Annotated in this window: 14 protein-coding genes and 1 riboswitch; of the genes, 9 read left to right on the forward strand and 5 right to left on the reverse strand. The window is 57.7% G+C overall.

Annotated elements, in window-relative coordinates; all coding sequences use genetic code 11:
• Positions 1-46 precede the first annotated feature (46 nt).
• Genes AC1MDE_RS10320 through AC1MDE_RS10340 form a run of 5 tightly spaced genes read right to left on the reverse strand, consistent with a single transcriptional unit; the run spans position 47 to position 4,062 of the window.
• A complete protein-coding gene (locus AC1MDE_RS10320; RefSeq protein WP_058961093.1) occupies positions 47-682 on the reverse strand; it encodes an urea amidolyase associated protein UAAP2 in 636 nt (211 codons plus the stop codon).
• On the reverse strand, positions 682-1,389 hold the full coding sequence (locus AC1MDE_RS10325; protein ID WP_058961095.1) for an urea amidolyase associated protein UAAP1: 708 nt from the start codon (positions 1,387-1,389) through the stop codon (positions 682-684). Before AC1MDE_RS10325 ends, AC1MDE_RS10320 begins: the two co-directional genes overlap by 1 nt.
• 11 nt (positions 1,390-1,400) lie before the next feature.
• Positions 1,401-2,162: an ABC transporter ATP-binding protein gene (locus AC1MDE_RS10330; RefSeq protein WP_480344536.1), complete on the reverse strand. Its 762-nt coding sequence runs from the start codon at positions 2,160-2,162 to the stop codon at positions 1,401-1,403.
• A gap of 14 nt (positions 2,163-2,176) precedes the next feature.
• Positions 2,177-2,989 carry an ABC transporter permease gene (locus tag AC1MDE_RS10335; RefSeq protein ID WP_480344537.1) on the reverse strand — a complete coding sequence of 271 codons (813 nt, stop codon included), beginning with the start codon at positions 2,987-2,989 and terminating at the stop codon, positions 2,177-2,179.
• Between the two features lie 14 nt (positions 2,990-3,003).
• Positions 3,004-4,062, reverse strand: a complete 1,059-nt coding sequence (locus AC1MDE_RS10340; protein ID WP_058961101.1) for a putative urea ABC transporter substrate-binding protein — start codon at positions 4,060-4,062, stop codon at positions 3,004-3,006.
• A gap of 63 nt (positions 4,063-4,125) precedes the next feature.
• Positions 4,126-4,220: riboswitch (guanidine-I (ykkC/yxkD leader) on the reverse strand.
• A 408-nt stretch (positions 4,221-4,628) separates the two neighbouring features.
• On the opposite strand from AC1MDE_RS10340, the gene AC1MDE_RS10345 reads away from it, so the two are divergent.
• From AC1MDE_RS10345 to AC1MDE_RS10385, 9 genes are all read left to right on the forward strand, one after another.
• Complete coding sequence (locus AC1MDE_RS10345) at positions 4,629-5,351, forward strand: FadR/GntR family transcriptional regulator (protein WP_160833346.1); 723 nt, start codon at positions 4,629-4,631, stop codon at positions 5,349-5,351.
• The gene (locus AC1MDE_RS10350) at positions 5,348-6,343 is read left to right on the forward strand and encodes an ABC transporter ATP-binding protein (RefSeq protein ID WP_058961105.1); all 996 of its coding nucleotides are present in this window, start codon (positions 5,348-5,350) and stop codon (positions 6,341-6,343) included. Before AC1MDE_RS10345 ends, AC1MDE_RS10350 begins: the two co-directional genes overlap by 4 nt.
• Positions 6,340-7,401 carry an ABC transporter ATP-binding protein gene (locus AC1MDE_RS10355; RefSeq protein ID WP_058961107.1) on the forward strand — a complete coding sequence of 354 codons (1,062 nt, stop codon included), beginning with the start codon at positions 6,340-6,342 and terminating at the stop codon, positions 7,399-7,401. Before AC1MDE_RS10350 ends, AC1MDE_RS10355 begins: the two co-directional genes overlap by 4 nt.
• Before the next feature lie 18 nt (positions 7,402-7,419).
• Entirely contained in the window at positions 7,420-8,937 is a 1,518-nt protein-coding gene (locus AC1MDE_RS10360; protein WP_058961109.1) for an ABC transporter substrate-binding protein, read from the forward strand.
• A 17-nt stretch (positions 8,938-8,954) separates the two neighbouring features.
• Positions 8,955-9,896, forward strand: coding sequence for an ABC transporter permease (locus AC1MDE_RS10365; RefSeq protein WP_058961110.1), 942 nt, complete (start codon positions 8,955-8,957; stop codon positions 9,894-9,896).
• A gap of 2 nt (positions 9,897-9,898) precedes the next feature.
• Positions 9,899-10,780 carry an ABC transporter permease gene (locus AC1MDE_RS10370; protein WP_058961112.1) on the forward strand — a complete coding sequence of 294 codons (882 nt, stop codon included), beginning with the start codon at positions 9,899-9,901 and terminating at the stop codon, positions 10,778-10,780.
• A 9-nt stretch (positions 10,781-10,789) separates the two neighbouring features.
• Positions 10,790-12,388, forward strand: coding sequence for a gamma-glutamyltransferase family protein (locus tag AC1MDE_RS10375; RefSeq protein ID WP_479401297.1), 1,599 nt, complete (start codon positions 10,790-10,792; stop codon positions 12,386-12,388).
• A 273-nt stretch (positions 12,389-12,661) separates the two neighbouring features.
• A complete protein-coding gene (locus AC1MDE_RS10380; RefSeq protein ID WP_034827740.1) occupies positions 12,662-13,375 on the forward strand; it encodes a DUF3053 domain-containing protein in 714 nt (237 codons plus the stop codon).
• A 479-nt stretch (positions 13,376-13,854) separates the two neighbouring features.
• Positions 13,855-15,789 (forward strand): PTS mannitol transporter subunit IICBA, encoded by a 1,935-nt coding sequence (locus AC1MDE_RS10385; RefSeq protein ID WP_058961114.1) that lies wholly within the window; start codon positions 13,855-13,857, stop codon positions 15,787-15,789.
• Positions 15,790-15,809: the final 20 nt, after the last annotated feature.

Consider the following 15,809-nt stretch of genomic DNA (forward strand, 5'->3'; position numbering starts at 1 on the left):
GGGACAATGACGGCTTAAAAACGGGTCGTCCCGTTGCGTCAAAGATTCACCACACGCTGACTAAGATCGGCGTCGGGTTGTAACCGTTACAGGGGTTGTTGAGCTGCGGGCAGTTGGAGATCAGCACCAGGATATTCATCTCCGCCACCATCTCGACATATTTACCCGGTGCAGAAATGCCATCGGCAAAGGTCAAACCACCGTCGTGCGTCACCGGCACGTTCATAAAGAAGTTGATGTTGTGGGTGATATCGCGACGCGTCAGGCCAAATTCTGGCTTCTCAGCCACCGCCAGCATCCAGCTGTCACGGCAGGAATGCATGTGGCGCTTCTCCAGGTCGTAGCGCACGGTGTTGCTTTCACAGGAGCAGGCGCCGCCCAACGTATCGTGGCGACCACAGGTATCGGCAGTTATCGTCAGCATCGGGCGATCCAAGTTGGAACGCAGCACGCTGCCCGCACTGAGGAACACATTCTTTTGCCCGCGCAGCGTATCGCTCATGCTGTAGCGCTCGGCGGTGTCGTCGGCGTTGAAGAACAGGGTATCGGCAGCCTGATTCCCTTCCAGATCGGTGATGCGCAACGTCTGGCCCGCTTCGATGCGCTGCAACCAGTAATCACCGGCGTTCACCTGCTGCTGGAATTGCGCTTCGGCGGAATTGAGTAAGCTTTCAGTGATCATCAGATTTCTCCTTGCAGCTGATAGAGCGCGTTGTTGCGCAGTCCGCGCTGGTTTTCGGCACGCGCCAGGCAAATGTCCGGCAGCGGCGCGCGCTGGGCGTCCAGTGCGATCTGCACCGGCTGGCGCGGATATTCGCTGCTTACATTCAGCGGATGCGGGCAGGTGTGTAGGATCACCAGCGTGTCCATGGCGAAGCGCAGCCGCACCTGTGCGCCAGGTGCACCCTGCTGCTCCAGTTGCAGCGTGCCGTTATCATCGGCGCGCACCCTGGCAAACAGGTTGAGGCAAGAGGCCATATCACGCTGGCCGAGGCCGTATTTCGCCAGCTCGACGAGGAAACTGTCGTAGCCGTTTTGATGGCGCAGATTGCGCGCCTGCTGATAGTCGCTGGCGCCGAAGCGTGCGGCAGTGTGCTCAGCATTCAAGGTGCCGCAAACGCTCTCATGCCAGCCGAAACTGTCTTCTTCGATGCCGCAAAAAATGCGCCCCATATCGGAATAAAGGCAGTGCCCGGCTGTCAGACGGAAAGTGTGCTGGCACTTCAACGTATCGGGCGCGTTGTAGCGCTCCAGCAGATTTTCCGGGTTGTAGAACAGCATGCCGACGTTGGCACCGCCTTCAATATCGGTCAGTGTCAGCGCGGTGCCGCCGCGCATCACCAGCGACCAGTGCGATCCCGCTGGTAACAGGGTTTGATAAGCCTTCATGTAGTGCTCCTTTAAGCCACCTGCGGCTCAGACGGCAGGTCAGCAGCGGGCTGGTCGCGATTGAGTGGCAGGTCGTAAGTGATAGTCGCGCCCCAGGCTTGCGGCGCGTGCGGGTCATGACGCAGTTTGTCGAACACCAGCAGGCGCGAAGCCAGGCTGAAGCCCTCTTTCAGGTCATGCGTGATCATAAATATGGTCAGGTTGTGTTGCTGCCACAGGCGGGTAATCAGCTGGTGCATTTCACTGCGGATACCGGGATCGAGCGCACCAAACGGCTCATCAAGCAGCAGGATACGCGGCTGTTTCATCAGCGCCTGTGCCAGCGCCAGGCGTTGCTGCATGCCGCCCGAGAGCTGGTGCGGGTATTTGTTTTGCGCATGCTCCAGGCCAACCTGCGCCAGCATTGCCTGCGCACGCTGACGAATCGCCTGGCGCTTTTTGCCCCACACACGTCCCAGCCAGCGGGCGCTGCTGAACTCTTCCGCCAGCATCACGTTGCCGAGCACCGTCAGATGGGGAAATACCGAATAGCGCTGGAATACCACGCCGCGATAGGCATCGGGTTCGTCGGGGATGGGTTCGCCGTCCAGCAGCAGTTGGCCTTTGGTCGGCGATTCGGTGCCAAGTAGCATGTTGAGGAAAGTGGTTTTGCCACAGCCGGACGCCCCGACAATCGCCACAAACTCGCCCTGCTCGACGTTGATGTTGAGACGTTCCAGCACCACCTGATCGCCGTAATGCTTTTCGAGGTTTTTCAGTTGCAGTAATGGCATGGTTCGCTCCTGAATCATTTCGCGTGATACCACGGCCAGCAACGACGGCTGATCAGCCGCAGCAGCAGGTCGAGCACAAAGGCCAGCAGCGCGATCCACGCCACGTACGGCAAAATCACATCCATCGCCAGATAACGGCGCATCAGGAAGATGCGATACCCCAGCCCCTCGGTGGCGGCGATCGCTTCAGCAGCAATCAGGAACAACCACGCTGACGCCAGCGACAGACGCACCGCATCCAGCAGACGCGGCATCATCTGCGGCAGGAGCACGCGCCACAAAATCTGCGCGCTGTGCCCACCGAGCGTCTGCGCTTTCACCAGCTGCTCGCGTGGGATTTTCTCCACCTGCAGCTGCAAATCGCGCGCAATCAGCGGAGTAATGCCGATCACGATCAGCACTACTTTCGACACTTCACCGAGGCCAAAGCAGATAAACAGAATCGGCAGAATCGCCAGCGGTGGCACCAGCGCCACCACCGTCACCAGCGGAGCCAGCACCGCACGCACCACCGGTAACGCACCGGTGAACAGGCCAATCGCCAGCGCCAGCAGCGCGCTGATCGCCACCCCGCTCAGTAGGCGCATCAGGCTGGCGGCGGTGTCGGTCCACAGCAGGTATTCCCCGGTGCGCGGGCTGGGCTGAAACGCCATGCGACTGATGGCGTCCCCCATCGCGTTAAACCCTGGCAACAGTTTGTCTGCGGCGTTCAGGCTGAGACGCGCATCCGACGCGAACAGATAGACCAGCAGCAGCGCCAGCAGCGGCAGGATGCCAAGCAGCAGGCGACCGAGCGGCAGCGGTTGGTAGTTGATCAATTTACGCATCGGCATCGTCTCGCTTAAAGCTGACCCGCAGCGGCCAGTTTGGTGAACTCATCGGTGAAGCGCAGTTTCAGGTTGTTGGTATCGCCCCAATTGCCTGCTGGCGTTTCCACGCCCACCACATCAGCACTCGGTGCGCCTTCACCCAGTAAACCGTGCTTGAAGGAGAACTCTGCGACCAGCTGCATGGTGGCTTTCAACTGCGGGCTGTCGACAAAATCGAGGGTGGTTTTGGCATCGCTGAACAAGTGAGTGGCGGCCAGCTGCTGATCGAAGCCCGCCAGATCGGTGCCGGAAGCCTGCGCCATTTGCGTGCGCGCAGCTTTGGCGCTGTCACTCGCGCCGGACATGGTTTTCAGCGTTTCATACCAGGCACCGGTCAGCGCCTTGCCCAACTGCGGATACTTTTTCAGCGTGGCGGTATTCACCACCAGCAGATCAAGGATTTCGCCGGGGATTTGTGCTGAAGAGAAGATTAAATGACTGTCTGGCTGCTTTTCCGCTTCGGCCAGCAGCGGGTTCCACGTGACGATGGAATGCACGTCAGACGTGCCAAACGCCGCCACCAGATCGGCATCGGCGGTGTTGACCACTTTGACATCTTTCTCGCTCATGCCCGATTTCTCCAGCGCACGCGCCAGCAGATAGTGAGAGACCGAGAGTTCGACCAGATTGATCGGCTTGCCTTTGAGCGAGGCAATGTTGCCTTTGCCCTTCAGCAAAATACCGTCATTGCCGTTGGAGTAGTCGCCGACGATCAGCGCCGTGCTGTCCACGCCGCCGGTGGCAGGAATGGTCAGGGCATCCATGTTGGTCATGGTGCAGCCGTCAAAGCCGCCGGCGGTGTACTGATTCACCGATTCGATGTAGTCGTTGACCTGCACAAACTGAATGTCGATGCCGTATTTATCGGCCCATTTTTTCACGATGCCGCTCTGCTGGGCGAAATCCCATGGCATCCAGCCCGCGTAAATGGACCAACAGATCTTGAAGGAGGGTTTGTCGGCGGCCAGCGTATTGACGCTGAACAGTGCGACGGTGCAAAGCAACAGCAAGCGAAGGCAGGCTTTGATCATGATGGTTCCTCTGGCGTTAACGGGCGAAATAAAAGCAGGAGGCGGCGAGCAACGATCTCGCTTTCCTCCCGGGCTTTTGTCCCGCCGTGTAACCGTCAGAGGACGGTCGGTCACTCTCGGACCAGCATCTTTCGACCGGAACCCTAGTGACCCATTGCAAATTGTTTGGCGACATCGGTTGCCCGCTATCGCTCCTGCATCTGCATAAACACATTCAAAAAAAGTGCCAATATTTCAATTCATTGAAAAACAACATCATTCACGTTATTTCCAGTTCGAACGGTTCGCCTCGTGCACAGCAATGCAGCGTGAGCGCACCAACATGAAGCGCAACTTCCACCATGAATATTGATGCACCTCGCAGTTTTAAACGAAGCCCGAAAAAACTTTTACTTACTGTTCAAAGGGTTATTCCTGTCACGTACCTGTCATCTTTGAACCAATCCAATATTGGTTCGCTTCTTGCCTAAGCTGATAAAGCCGATTGCTCAGCCTTTCATCAGTAAAAGTGCTGGTTAATCCGGGATTACCGATCTTTTTCTGATGTTTAAACAGGCGAACCAATCATGAGTCACACGTCAGATAGCGCCCGCAACTCCAGTTCTGCTCTGGAGCAACTGCGTCAACTGATCCAGCAACAGGAACAGCAGCCCGATCGCGCGCTGCCCACGGAACGTGAACTGGCAGAGCGTTTTGGCGTCGGACGCCGTGAGATCCGCCGTGCTCTAGATGTGCTGGAAGAGGAGGGACGCATCTGGCGCAAACAGGGTAAAGGCACCTTTGTTGGTCCTGCTGCACCGGTGCAGCCGCTGGCGCTGCACGACCTGCCGCAGCAGTCGAATCTGCTGGAAGTGATGGAAGCGCGCTTGCAACTGGAGCCAGGGTTAGCGCGACTGGCCGCCCTGCGCGCCAGTAAAGAGCAGATTGCACTGATGAAGCGCCTGCTGGAACGCATGAATGGCATCACGGCACCGGAGGATGGCGACCAGCACGAACTGTGGGACAGCGCCTTTCATCGCGCTATCGCGGAAGCCGCCGGTAATCGCTTGATGCTGGGCCTGTTCGACGCCGTGGATGCCGTGCGCCGCGATCCAGGTTGGCAGCATCTGCGCGTACAGGCACGCACCCCCGCCCGCCTCAACAACTATGACGACCATCATCAGCGCCTGGTGAATCACATCGCGCAACGCCAGCCGCATGAAGCCGCTGCCGCGATGCGCGAACACTTACTGGCGCTGCAACAGGCGCTGCTTGAAGCGCTTTACAACCATCAGGAGGAGACGCCATGAACGAGCATCCGGTGCTTGCCGTTCGCAATCTGCGTGTGCAGTTTCGCGGTTCGCCCGTTACGGTATTGGACGACATCTCTCTGACGCTGCACGCGGGTGAAACGCTGGCGCTGGTTGGGGAATCGGGCTGCGGCAAAAGTATCACCTCGCTCACCCTGATGGGCCTGCAGCCCGCCAGTGCTGAGATTTTGCAAGGCGAGATGCAGTTCGACGGGCGCAGCCTGCGTGATCTTAGTGCCAGCGATTACGCCAGCCTGCGCGGCAATCAGCTGGCGATGATTTTCCAGGAGCCGATGACCTCGCTCAATCCGGCCTTCACCCTCGGCGACCAGCTCAGTGAAGCGGTGATGCGCCATCGCCACGTCAATCGCCGCACGGCGATGGAAGCCGCGCTGACCATCCTGCAAAAAGTGCAGATTCCCGCCCCGGAGATGCGCCTCAAAGCCTACCCGCATCAGTTGTCTGGTGGTATGCGCCAACGCGTGATGATCGCTATGGCATTGATTAACAATCCAAAGCTGCTGATTGCCGATGAGCCAACCACCGCACTCGATGTCACCATTCAGGCACAGATTCTTGCGCTGCTGAATACCCTGAAGCAGGAAACCGGCACCGCCGTATTGATGATTACTCATGACCTGGGCGTGGTGGCGGAAGTCGCGCAGCGTGTGGCGGTGATGTACGCCGGTCAGGTGGTAGAAACCGGCAGCGTGGAAGCGATTTTTAACGATCCCCAGCATCCGTACACCATTGGCCTGATGGGATCGATTCCCAGCCTGAGCGCACGCAGCGGCACACTGGCCACCATTCCTGGCCAGGTTCCATTACCGGAAAACATGCCCTCAGGGTGTCGTTTTGCCAACCGTTGCCCCTTTGCCGAACTCCGCTGCCAGCATAACCGCCCGACGCTGCGTGCGCTGGCTACCGATCATCAGGTCGCCTGTTTCCGCGCGCCGCTGGAACAGTACGTCTCGTTGGGAGAGATCGCATGAAGCCGATTTTAGAGTGCCGCGATTTAAGCAAAACCTTTGCCGGACCCAACCGCCTGTTCAAACGCAATCGCGGCGTCACCGCGGTTGATCGCGTGTCGTTACAGGTGATGCCGGGTGAGACGCTGGCGATTGTCGGCGAATCGGGGTCGGGTAAATCGACCCTCGGTCGTTTGCTGCTACGTCTGCTGGCGGCCAGTACCGGAGACGTGTTTTATCAGGGCGAAAGTATTACCGATGCCAGCGGCGCACGCCTGAATCAACTGCGCCGCGAACTGCAAATCATCTTTCAGGACCCCTTTGCCTCACTAAATCCGCGTATGACGGTGCAACAGATTGTCGGCGAGCCGCTGTGGCTGCATGAAAAACTGAGCCGAGAGGCGCGCCATGCGCGCGTCGCTGAGTTACTGCGCACCGTGGGTTTACCGGCTGCCTGGGCAGAGCGTTATCCGCACGAATTTTCCGGCGGTCAGCGTCAGCGTATCGGCATCGCCCGTGCCCTCGCCTCCCAACCCAAATTGCTGCTGGGCGATGAGCCGGTTTCCGCCTTAGACGTTTCCGTGCAGGCGCAGGTGGTGAATCTGCTGGAAAGCCTGAAACAGCAGTTTGGCCTGACGATGATCATCGTGGCGCACGGTCTGGCGGTGATTCGCCATATGAGCGATCGCGTGGCGGTGATGTATCTCGGCCAGATTGTTGAAGTCGCCACCGTGGACGAGATTTTTGACGCGCCGCTGCACCCCTATACCCAAGCGCTGATCGCCTCCGCGCCGCAGATGCAACCGGGTGTCAGCCGCCAGATTCCGATGTTGCAGGGCGATCTGCCCAATCCAGCCAATCCGCCCAGTGGCTGTCGTTTTCACACACGCTGCCCATGGGCGACATCGGATTGCCGTCAGTTTGAACCGATTAACCAGGTGCTGAGCGGTGGCCGCCAGATTGCCTGTCATCGCTGGCAGGAGATTAACCGCGATCGCAGCGTCATCGTGATTGCCCCCCCTTCTGCCGCCTTTTTACGTCGCCGCGCGCTGTTTGAGCAGGCGGCCAAGCAACAAGCCTAACCCTCTGGAGATTCGCCTGTGAAGAAAGCTCGTATAACGTTACTCACGGCCTTAAGCGGCCTGCTCTTGCTCGGTGCCAGTGCACACAGCCAGGCGGAAAGTGTGATTCGCATTGGTCTGGGTGCCGACCCAGACATGCTCGATCCGCATCTGGCGCGCACCTATTACGGACGTTTCGTGTTTGCGGCTATGTGCGACCGCTTGGTGGATGTGGATGAGAACCTGAAAGTGGTGCCCGGCCTGGCAACCGATTGGGCGTGGAGTGATGACGGTAAAACCCTGACTATGAACCTGCGCGAGGGCGTGACCTTCCAGGATGGCGAGAAGTTTGATGCCAACGCGGTGAAGTTTAATATTGAGCGTGCGCTGACGCTGCCGGGTTCGCTGCGTAAAAGCGAAATCTCTTCCATCGACAGCGTGGAAGTCAGCGGGCCGATGCAGGTGAAATTCCACCTGAAAACACCGGATGCGGCGCTGCTCAGCCAGCTCACCGACCGCGCTGGCGCGATGCTGGCACCGGAAGCCGCTAAAAAACCGGACTTCGCGACCCATCCAGTCTGCTCCGGCCCGTATCAGTTTGCCAGCCGCGTGCAGCAGGACCGTATCGTGTTGACGCGCTTTGAAAACTACTGGAACAAAAGCGCATACCACTTCGATAAAGTGATTTTCCTGCCGATCCCGGATGCCTCAGTGCGTCTCGCCAACCTGCGCGCAGGCGATCTCGACCTGACAGAAGGCGTGGCGGCCAGCGATGTGAAAACGGTTGAAGGCGACAGCAAGCTGGCGCTGGCTAAAGTCATCGGCCTCGGTTATCAGGGCATTACCTTCAACATCAATAACGGCAAGGTTGACGCCAACAGCCCGCTAAAAGATCCGCGCGTACGTGAGGCCTTCTCGCTGGCGATCGATCGCGATGCGCTGAATCAGGTGGCGTTTGAAGGCTTATATACCCCATCCAACCAAGCCTTCTCGCCGGTCAGTGCCTATCACGTCAACACCCCAATCAGTACACGCGATGTGGAGAAAGCCAAAGCGTTGCTGAAGGCGGCGGGTGTCACCACGCCGCTCAATCTGACGCTGCTGGTCACCAACAATCCAACCGCACAGCAGGTCGGCCAGGTGATTCAGGCGATGGTCGGTGAAGCGGGCATTAACCTCAACTTGCAGATGAGTGAGTTCGCCAGCTTGTTGGATCGTCAGCAGCGCGGCGATTACCAGCTCAGCTTATCTGGCTGGTCCGGCCGTCCCGATCCCGATGGCAGCATCTACTCGTTTATCAACAGCAAAGGCACGCTCAACGACGGCCGCTACAGCAATCCCCAGGTTGATGAGTGGCTGAACGCCGCACGTCTTACCAACGATCAGGCGCAGCGCCAGGCGTTGTACACCAAGGTGGTGAATCAGCTGCAAACCGATATGCCAATCGCCTATCTCTATTTCGAGCCGCGCATCTTCGGCATGACGAAAAAACTGCAGGGCTTTAAAGCCTGGCCTGATGGCTTAGTACGCCTCGCGGGTGTGAGCATGGCGCAGTAAACCGCTGAGGAGCGATGATGCTGGAACTGATAGTTAAACGCTTACTGCTGGCGATCCCCACGCTGCTGCTGGTGAGCATCATGGTGTTTGCGCTGCAAAAGCTGCTGCCGGGCGATCCGGTGCTGGCGATGGCGGGTGAGGAGCGCGATCCTGCGGTCATCGCACAGCTGCGGGCGGAATATCACCTGGATGATCCGATTCCCACGCAGTATTTCTCGTGGATCGGCAATGCGCTGAAGGGTGATCTGGGCATGTCACTGCGCACCAAAGAGCCGGTGACCTCGCTGATCGCCAGTAAGTTGCCGGTAACGCTGGAGCTGTCCCTGCTGGCGATGGTGATTGCGCTGGGGATTGGCATCAGCATGGGCATTATCGCGGCGGTGCGCAAAGACACCTGGGTCGATCACACCACCAATTTTGTCGCGCTCTCCGGCATATCGGTGCCGCATTTCTGGCTGGGGATTCTGCTGATCCTGCTGTTTTCCGTGCATCTGCAATGGCTGCCAGCCTCAGGCTTTGTCCCCATCAGTGAAGATGTGGCGCAGAACCTGAAAACGCTGCTGCTGCCCGCTTTAGTGCTGGGGACTGGCCTCGCCGCCACACTGATGCGCCATACACGAGCATCGATGATCAGCGTGCTAAAGGCCGATTACATCCGCACCGCGCACGCCAAAGGTCTGCTGGCCCCCAAAGTGGTGCTGAAACATGCCTTCCGTAACGCGCTGATGCCGATCGTCACGCTCACCACCTTGCTGTTTGGTGAGCTGTTGGGCGGTGCGGTGTTAACCGAGCAGGTTTTCACCCTACCCGGTTTCGGCAAGATGATTGTCGATGCGGTGTTTAACCGTGATTACGCGGTGGTACAAGGTGTGGTGCTGGTGGTGGCGATCGGCTTTCTGCTGCTGAATCTGCTGGCCGATGTGCTCTATCTGTTAATCAACCCGAAAATGCGAGGCTAACCATGAGCGAGGTGTTAACAGCAGGCGCAGTGCCTGCGGTCACAAAGCCTAACCGCCGGGTGCTGAAGAAATTTCTGCGTAATAAGAGTGCGCTGATCGGCGCAGTGATCGTGCTGCTGTTTGTAGCCGTGGCGTTGCTGGCCCCCTGGCTGGCACCGGCCGATCCGATCAAGGCAAACTTCCTTGCCGTGCGCAAAGCGCCCTCCGCGCTGTTCTGGTTGGGGACCGATGAGCTGGGCCGCGATATTCTGTCGCGTCTGATTTGGGGGGCGCGCACCTCTCTGCTGGCGGGCTGCATCTCCGTGATGATCGCCATTTTGATTGGCGTGCCGCTGGGCTTAATTGCCGGTTACTGGCGGGGGTGGTGCGATGGCATTATCTCGCGCTTTATCGAAGCGCTGCTCGCCTGCCCGTTTCTGATTCTGGCGATTGCGTTGGGCGCTTTCCTCGGACCAAGCTTATCCAATGCAATGATCGCCATTGGGCTTTCCGCCATGCCCATCTTTGCTCGTCTGACGCGCGGCCAGGTGATTGCCATCCGCCATGAAGAGTATATCGACGGCGCGCGCGCCATCGGTTTGCCGGACCGCTGGATCATCCTGCGTTATGTGCTGCCCAACGTGCTGTCGCCGATTCTGGTACAGGCCACGCTGGCGATTGCCTCGGCGATCATCACGGAAGCCAGCTTGTCATTTCTCGGCCTTGGCCAGCAGCCGCCGTCACCTTCCTGGGGTGCGATGCTGAACACCGCAAAAGGCTATCTGGAGCAGGCACCCTGGATGTCGATTTTCCCTGGATTGGCCATTTTTCTCACTGTGCAGGGCTTCAATCTGCTGGGTGACGGACTGCGCGACGCACTTGATCCGCGCAATGACTCACATTAAGGAACCGTTATGAGCGATTTGGATTTCAACGTTAGTTATGTCTCGCACCGCGCCCCAATGATGGGCCGCAATGCGGTTGCCACGTCTCAACCGCTGGCCGCACAGGCGGGGATGCGCATGTTGCAACAGGGTGGTAATGCGGTAGATGCGGCGATTGCTACGGCGATGGCGCTCACCGTGCTGGAACCCACCGGCAACGGCATCGGCAGTGATGCGTTTGCCATTATCTGGGATGGGAAAGCGCTGCATGGCTTAAATGCCTCCGGTCGCTCCCCCGCCAGCTGGAATGCAGAACGCTTTGCCGGACAGAGCACCATGCCGGAAATCGGTTGGGAAGCCGTGACCGTACCGGGCGCGGTTTCTGCCTGGGTCACGCTGGCCGAGCGCTTTGCCACGCTGCCGCTGACCACACTGGCACAACCGGCGATCGAGTACGCCCGCGACGGCTTCCCGGTTTCGCCGCTGATCGCCCATCTGTGGCAGCGCGGCTACAACAAACTGAAGTCTCAGCCGGGTTTTGTTGAGTGTTTTGCGCCAGATGGCCGACCGCCGCGTGCTGGTGAGCTGTTCCGTAACCCGGCGCAGGCCGCCACACTGCAGAAAATCGCCGAAACCAGGGGGGAAGCCTTCTATCGGGGCGATCTGGCGGAGAAAATGGTGGCATTTGCCGGGCAGCACGGCGCGGCACTGAGCATGACCGATCTCAACAACCATCGCGCCGATTGGGTGGATCTGTTGTCACGCCCGTTTGCCAACGGTTCAGTGCAGGAGCTGCCGCCCAACGGTCAGGGTATCGCCACTCTAATTGCGCTCGGCATTCTGGAGCAGTGGGACATTGGCAGCTACACGCCTGATTCCGTGCCGTGGCTGCACTTGTCGATTGAAGCGATGAAGCTGGCGCTGGTCGATCTGGATCGTTACGTCACCGATTACGACCATCTGGAATTCCCGGCAGAGTTGCTGCTGAGTGACAGCTACCTCAAGCAGCGCGCTCAGCTCATCAATCCTGACCAGGCCGGGGATTTTACCTTCGGCTCCCCGCAGCAGAGCGGCACCGTGTATCTCTCGACTGCCGATGCTAGCGGCATGATGGTCTCCTTTATTCAGTCCAACTATATGGGCTTTGGTTCAGGCGTGGTGGTGCCGGGCACCGGCATCAGCTTGCAGAATCGCGGCTGCGGCTTCTCGCTCGATCCGCACCATCCGAACGTAGTGGCCGGTAGCAAACGTCCGTTCCACACTATTATTCCGGCGTTTGCGCTGGATGCGGCGGGACAGCCATTGATGTCGTTTGGCGTGATGGGCGGCCCGATGCAGGCGCAGGGGCACTTACAGCTGGCGTTGCGCATCATGCAGCACAAGCAAAACCCGCAGGCAGCGATTGATGCGCCGCGCTGGCGTGTTGAGCAAGGCCGTGCGGTAGTGGTGGAACCGGGTATTGACCGTAATGTGCTGGCGAAACTGCGCGAGATGGGTCACCAGATTTCGGTGGAGGATCCATTACAGAGCTACAACTTCGGCGGTGCACAGGCGATTGTGCGTGACCCGCAGGGCTTCTACATAGCCGCCACTGAAAGCCGGAAGGATGGGCAGGCGCTGGTGTTTTAAATCACAATCTGGCGGCATCAGTGCGGACTGCCAGATGCCGCCAGGTGATTTCAGCCTTTGGGTTCGGTTTTTGCCTGCGTTCGTTGGTGTCGATGGAGTACAACCTCCAGGGTCGACTACCCGCACATTTCTTTCATGACCTTAATCCGGCGCGCCAGAGTGCGCCTTTTCCCACAGTTTGCCGCACCTCAACCCGTTGTACACGCCAGGCCATTGCACTATCCTTTAGGACCATTCCCACCGAATCGAAATTAGCCATAACAGGAGTTCAACATGGCGTCAGGATTATCCCGCATCTGGATGCGTACCGGCATGCTTATGATCAGCGCACTGGTTGTGCTGCAACTTACCGCCTGTGGCGATAAAGAAGGCGATCAGCGTAAAGCTTTCACCGATTTCCTGCAGAACACCGCGATGCGTAGCGGCGAACATCTGCCAAGCCTGAGCGAAAACCAGAAGCAAACCTTCGGTAACTACGCCAGCGACTACGCCATTTTGTATGGCTTCTCACAGCAGGCCAATCAGGCGGTTGAGCAAGGCATGCGCCCTGTGGTTGATGAACTGGCTGCGATTCGTGTGCCACAAGATTATCTGACCCGTCGCGATAGTCTGCGTCAGGCGAGCGGCAACCTCAGTGTGCTGTCACAGCAGATTCAGAGCGCCAAAATGCAGGCCGACAGCAGTAAAGCCACGCTGAAGCAGCCTGACGATCTGAAGAAAGTGTATGACAGCGTCTACGCCAAAGTGGTGACGCAGCCAGCGGGTACACTGATTCCGCTACTGCCTCAGCTGCAGGCGTTGAGCCAGGCGGCGGTGCAAACCGGTGATTATCTGCAGTCGCAGGGCACGCGTGTGACCTTCAATGACGGTGGCGTTCAGTTCCCAACGCAGGATCAGGCCACGCAGTACAACACCCTGATGAGCAACCTTTCCAGCAATGCTCAAGCCCTGACTCAGGCACAGAATGCTGTGCAGGGTGGTTTGTAACCTCGCTTTGAATGCGTTCAGGGGCGACTAACAGGTCGCCCTTTTCCTGACATACTTTTCATTGCATCTTTCAGATTTTTCGTCACTTCCTTACACCTTACTTATCTGCATCGCTATTGTGTGATCTGACGCATTTTCAACCAAAAATAGTTTGTGATCTCAATCACACTTATGAAACAAACCTGAGAGCTGCAAAGGTGACTTAAGTCACATTTATCCCGTTGTTTTGCTTAAAATTTCGCCTTCGTACTTTTCTTACACTCTATTTATGTGATCTTCATCACCTTATGGCACCCTGACCACCCCAATTTTGAGTGATCTGCATCACACTTATCCCGGATGCTACGCAGCGTAATAAACTAGTGCTAGAGTCCGCGTGCATACAGTGATGCCACGGCCCGCGCCGGAACGGCTCAATAAAAGTCTTAACAAAAACAACCGCGCTCTTATTGCAGCGCGTCTCAATAAGGGGTGGGTTTATGTCCTCATCAGCGAAGGTCAAGGTCCAGAGCTTTGGTCGCTTTCTGAGTAACATGGTGATGCCAAACATCGGTGCGTTTATCGCCTGGGGTATCATCACAGCACTGTTCATCCCAACCGGATGGATTCCAAACGCAACGCTGGCGAAACTCGTCGGCCCAATGATCACTTACCTGCTGCCATTGTTGATCGGTTTCACCGGTGGACGTCTGGTGGGCGGCGATCGCGGTGGCGTGGTCGGTGCCATTACCACCATGGGTGTGATTGTCGGTGCAGATATGCCGATGTTCCTCGGCGCGATGATTGCCGGTCCACTGGGCGGCTGGGCGATCAAAACCTTTGACCGTATGGTTGATGGTAAAATCAAAAGCGGCTTTGAGATGCTGGTTAACAACTTCTCAGCCGGTATCATCGGTATGCTGTTGGCGCTGCTGGCGTTCATCGGCATCGGTCCATTGGTTGAAGGTCTGTCACACATTCTTGCGGCGGGCGTAAACCTGATGGTGCAGAACAACCTGCTGCCACTGACTTCTATCTTTGTTGAACCGGCGAAAATCCTGTTCCTCAATAACGCCATCAACCACGGTATCTTCTCGCCACTGGGTATCCAGCAGGCTAGCGAAGCCGGTAAATCCATCTTCTTCCTGATTGAAGCGAACCCAGGCCCAGGTATGGGTGTACTGGTTGCCTACATGATTTTTGGTCGCGGTAGCGCTAAGCAGTCTGCAGGCGGTGCGGCAATCATCCACTTCCTCGGTGGTATCCATGAAATTTACTTCCCGTACGTGCTGATGGCGCCACGTCTGCTGCTGGCAGTGATCCTCGGTGGTATGACAGGCGTGTTTACCCTGACCGTACTGAACGGCGGTCTGGTGTCTCCAGCGTCTCCGGGTTCTATTCTCGCAGTACTGGCGATGACGCCAAAAGGCGCATACTTCGCCAACATCGCGGCCATCATCGCGGCGTTTGCCGTCTCCTTCGTGGTCTCTTCAATCCTGCTGAAAACCAGCAAAGTAAAAGAAGATGACGACATCGAAGCTGCGACTCAGCGTATGCGTGATATGAAAGCGCAGTCGAAAGGTCAGGCCGTTGCCGGTTCTCCGGTTATCGCCGATGCCAACAGTGTTGATGTGAGCCACGTGCGTAAAATCATCGTGGCCTGTGATGCCGGTATGGGTTCCAGCGCCATGGGTGCAGGTGTGCTGCGTAAGAAAGTGCAGGATGCCGGCCTGAGCAATATCTCGGTCACCAACAGTGCGATTAACTCACTGCCGGGCGATGTGGATCTGGTGATTACCCACCGCGATCTGACGGAACGTGCGATGCGCCAGGCACCGCAGGCGCAGCATATTTCGCTGAACAACTTCCTCGATAGCGCGCTGTATAGCAATCTGACTGAACGTCTGATCGCCGCTAACCGCAGTGAAGCACATCGTGAAACCGTGCAGACCACGCTGGCAGACAGCTACGACGATGGCAGTGCTAACTTGTTTAAATTGGGCGCGGACAACGTGTTCCTGGGCTTGAGCGCCAACAACAAAGAGCAGGCGATTCGCTTTGCTGGTGAGCAGTTGGTGAAAGGCGGTTATGTCCAGCCAGAGTACGTTGAAGCGATGCTGGAACGTGAAAAGCTGACCCCGACCTATCTCGGTGAGTCTATCGCTGTGCCGCACGGCACCGTGGAAGCCAAAGATCGCGTGCTGAAAACTGGCGTGGTGTTCTGCCAGTACCCTGCGGGCGTATTGTTTGGCGAAGAAGCCGATGACGTGGCGCGCCTGGTGATTGGTATTGCGGCTCGCAATAACGAACACATTCAGGTGATTACCAGCCTGACCAACGCGCTGGATGATGACAGCGTAATTGAGAAGCTGGCGAACACCACCAGCGTTCAGGATGTGCTGGATCTGCTGTCAGGTAACACCGCGAAAGCGTAATACCACGTTTTAACTTCCCT

This window comes from Pantoea folii (assembly GCF_056678875.1).

Excerpts from the sequence above, each read along its gene's own strand:
- AC1MDE_RS10320 (WP_058961093.1), bottom strand. The coding sequence starts at position 682 with ATGATCACTGAAAGCTTACTCAATTCCGCCGAAGCGCAATTCCAGCAG.
- AC1MDE_RS10325 (WP_058961095.1), bottom strand. The coding sequence starts at position 1,389 with ATGAAGGCTTATCAAACCCTGTTACCAGCGGGATCGCACTGGTCGCTG.
- AC1MDE_RS10330 (WP_480344536.1), bottom strand. The coding sequence starts at position 2,162 with ATGCCATTACTGCAACTGAAAAACCTCGAAAAGCATTACGGCGATCAG.
- AC1MDE_RS10335 (WP_480344537.1), bottom strand. The coding sequence starts at position 2,989 with ATGCGTAAATTGATCAACTACCAACCGCTGCCGCTCGGTCGCCTGCTG.
- AC1MDE_RS10340 (WP_058961101.1), bottom strand. The coding sequence starts at position 4,062 with ATGATCAAAGCCTGCCTTCGCTTGCTGTTGCTTTGCACCGTCGCACTG.
- AC1MDE_RS10345 (WP_160833346.1), top strand. The coding sequence starts at position 4,629 with ATGAGTCACACGTCAGATAGCGCCCGCAACTCCAGTTCTGCTCTGGAG.
- AC1MDE_RS10350 (WP_058961105.1), top strand. The coding sequence starts at position 5,348 with ATGAACGAGCATCCGGTGCTTGCCGTTCGCAATCTGCGTGTGCAGTTT.
- AC1MDE_RS10355 (WP_058961107.1), top strand. The coding sequence starts at position 6,340 with ATGAAGCCGATTTTAGAGTGCCGCGATTTAAGCAAAACCTTTGCCGGA.
- AC1MDE_RS10365 (WP_058961110.1), top strand. The coding sequence starts at position 8,955 with ATGCTGGAACTGATAGTTAAACGCTTACTGCTGGCGATCCCCACGCTG.
- AC1MDE_RS10370 (WP_058961112.1), top strand. The coding sequence starts at position 9,899 with ATGAGCGAGGTGTTAACAGCAGGCGCAGTGCCTGCGGTCACAAAGCCT.
- AC1MDE_RS10375 (WP_479401297.1), top strand. The coding sequence starts at position 10,790 with ATGAGCGATTTGGATTTCAACGTTAGTTATGTCTCGCACCGCGCCCCA.
- AC1MDE_RS10380 (WP_034827740.1), top strand. The coding sequence starts at position 12,662 with ATGGCGTCAGGATTATCCCGCATCTGGATGCGTACCGGCATGCTTATG.
- AC1MDE_RS10385 (WP_058961114.1), top strand. The coding sequence starts at position 13,855 with ATGTCCTCATCAGCGAAGGTCAAGGTCCAGAGCTTTGGTCGCTTTCTG.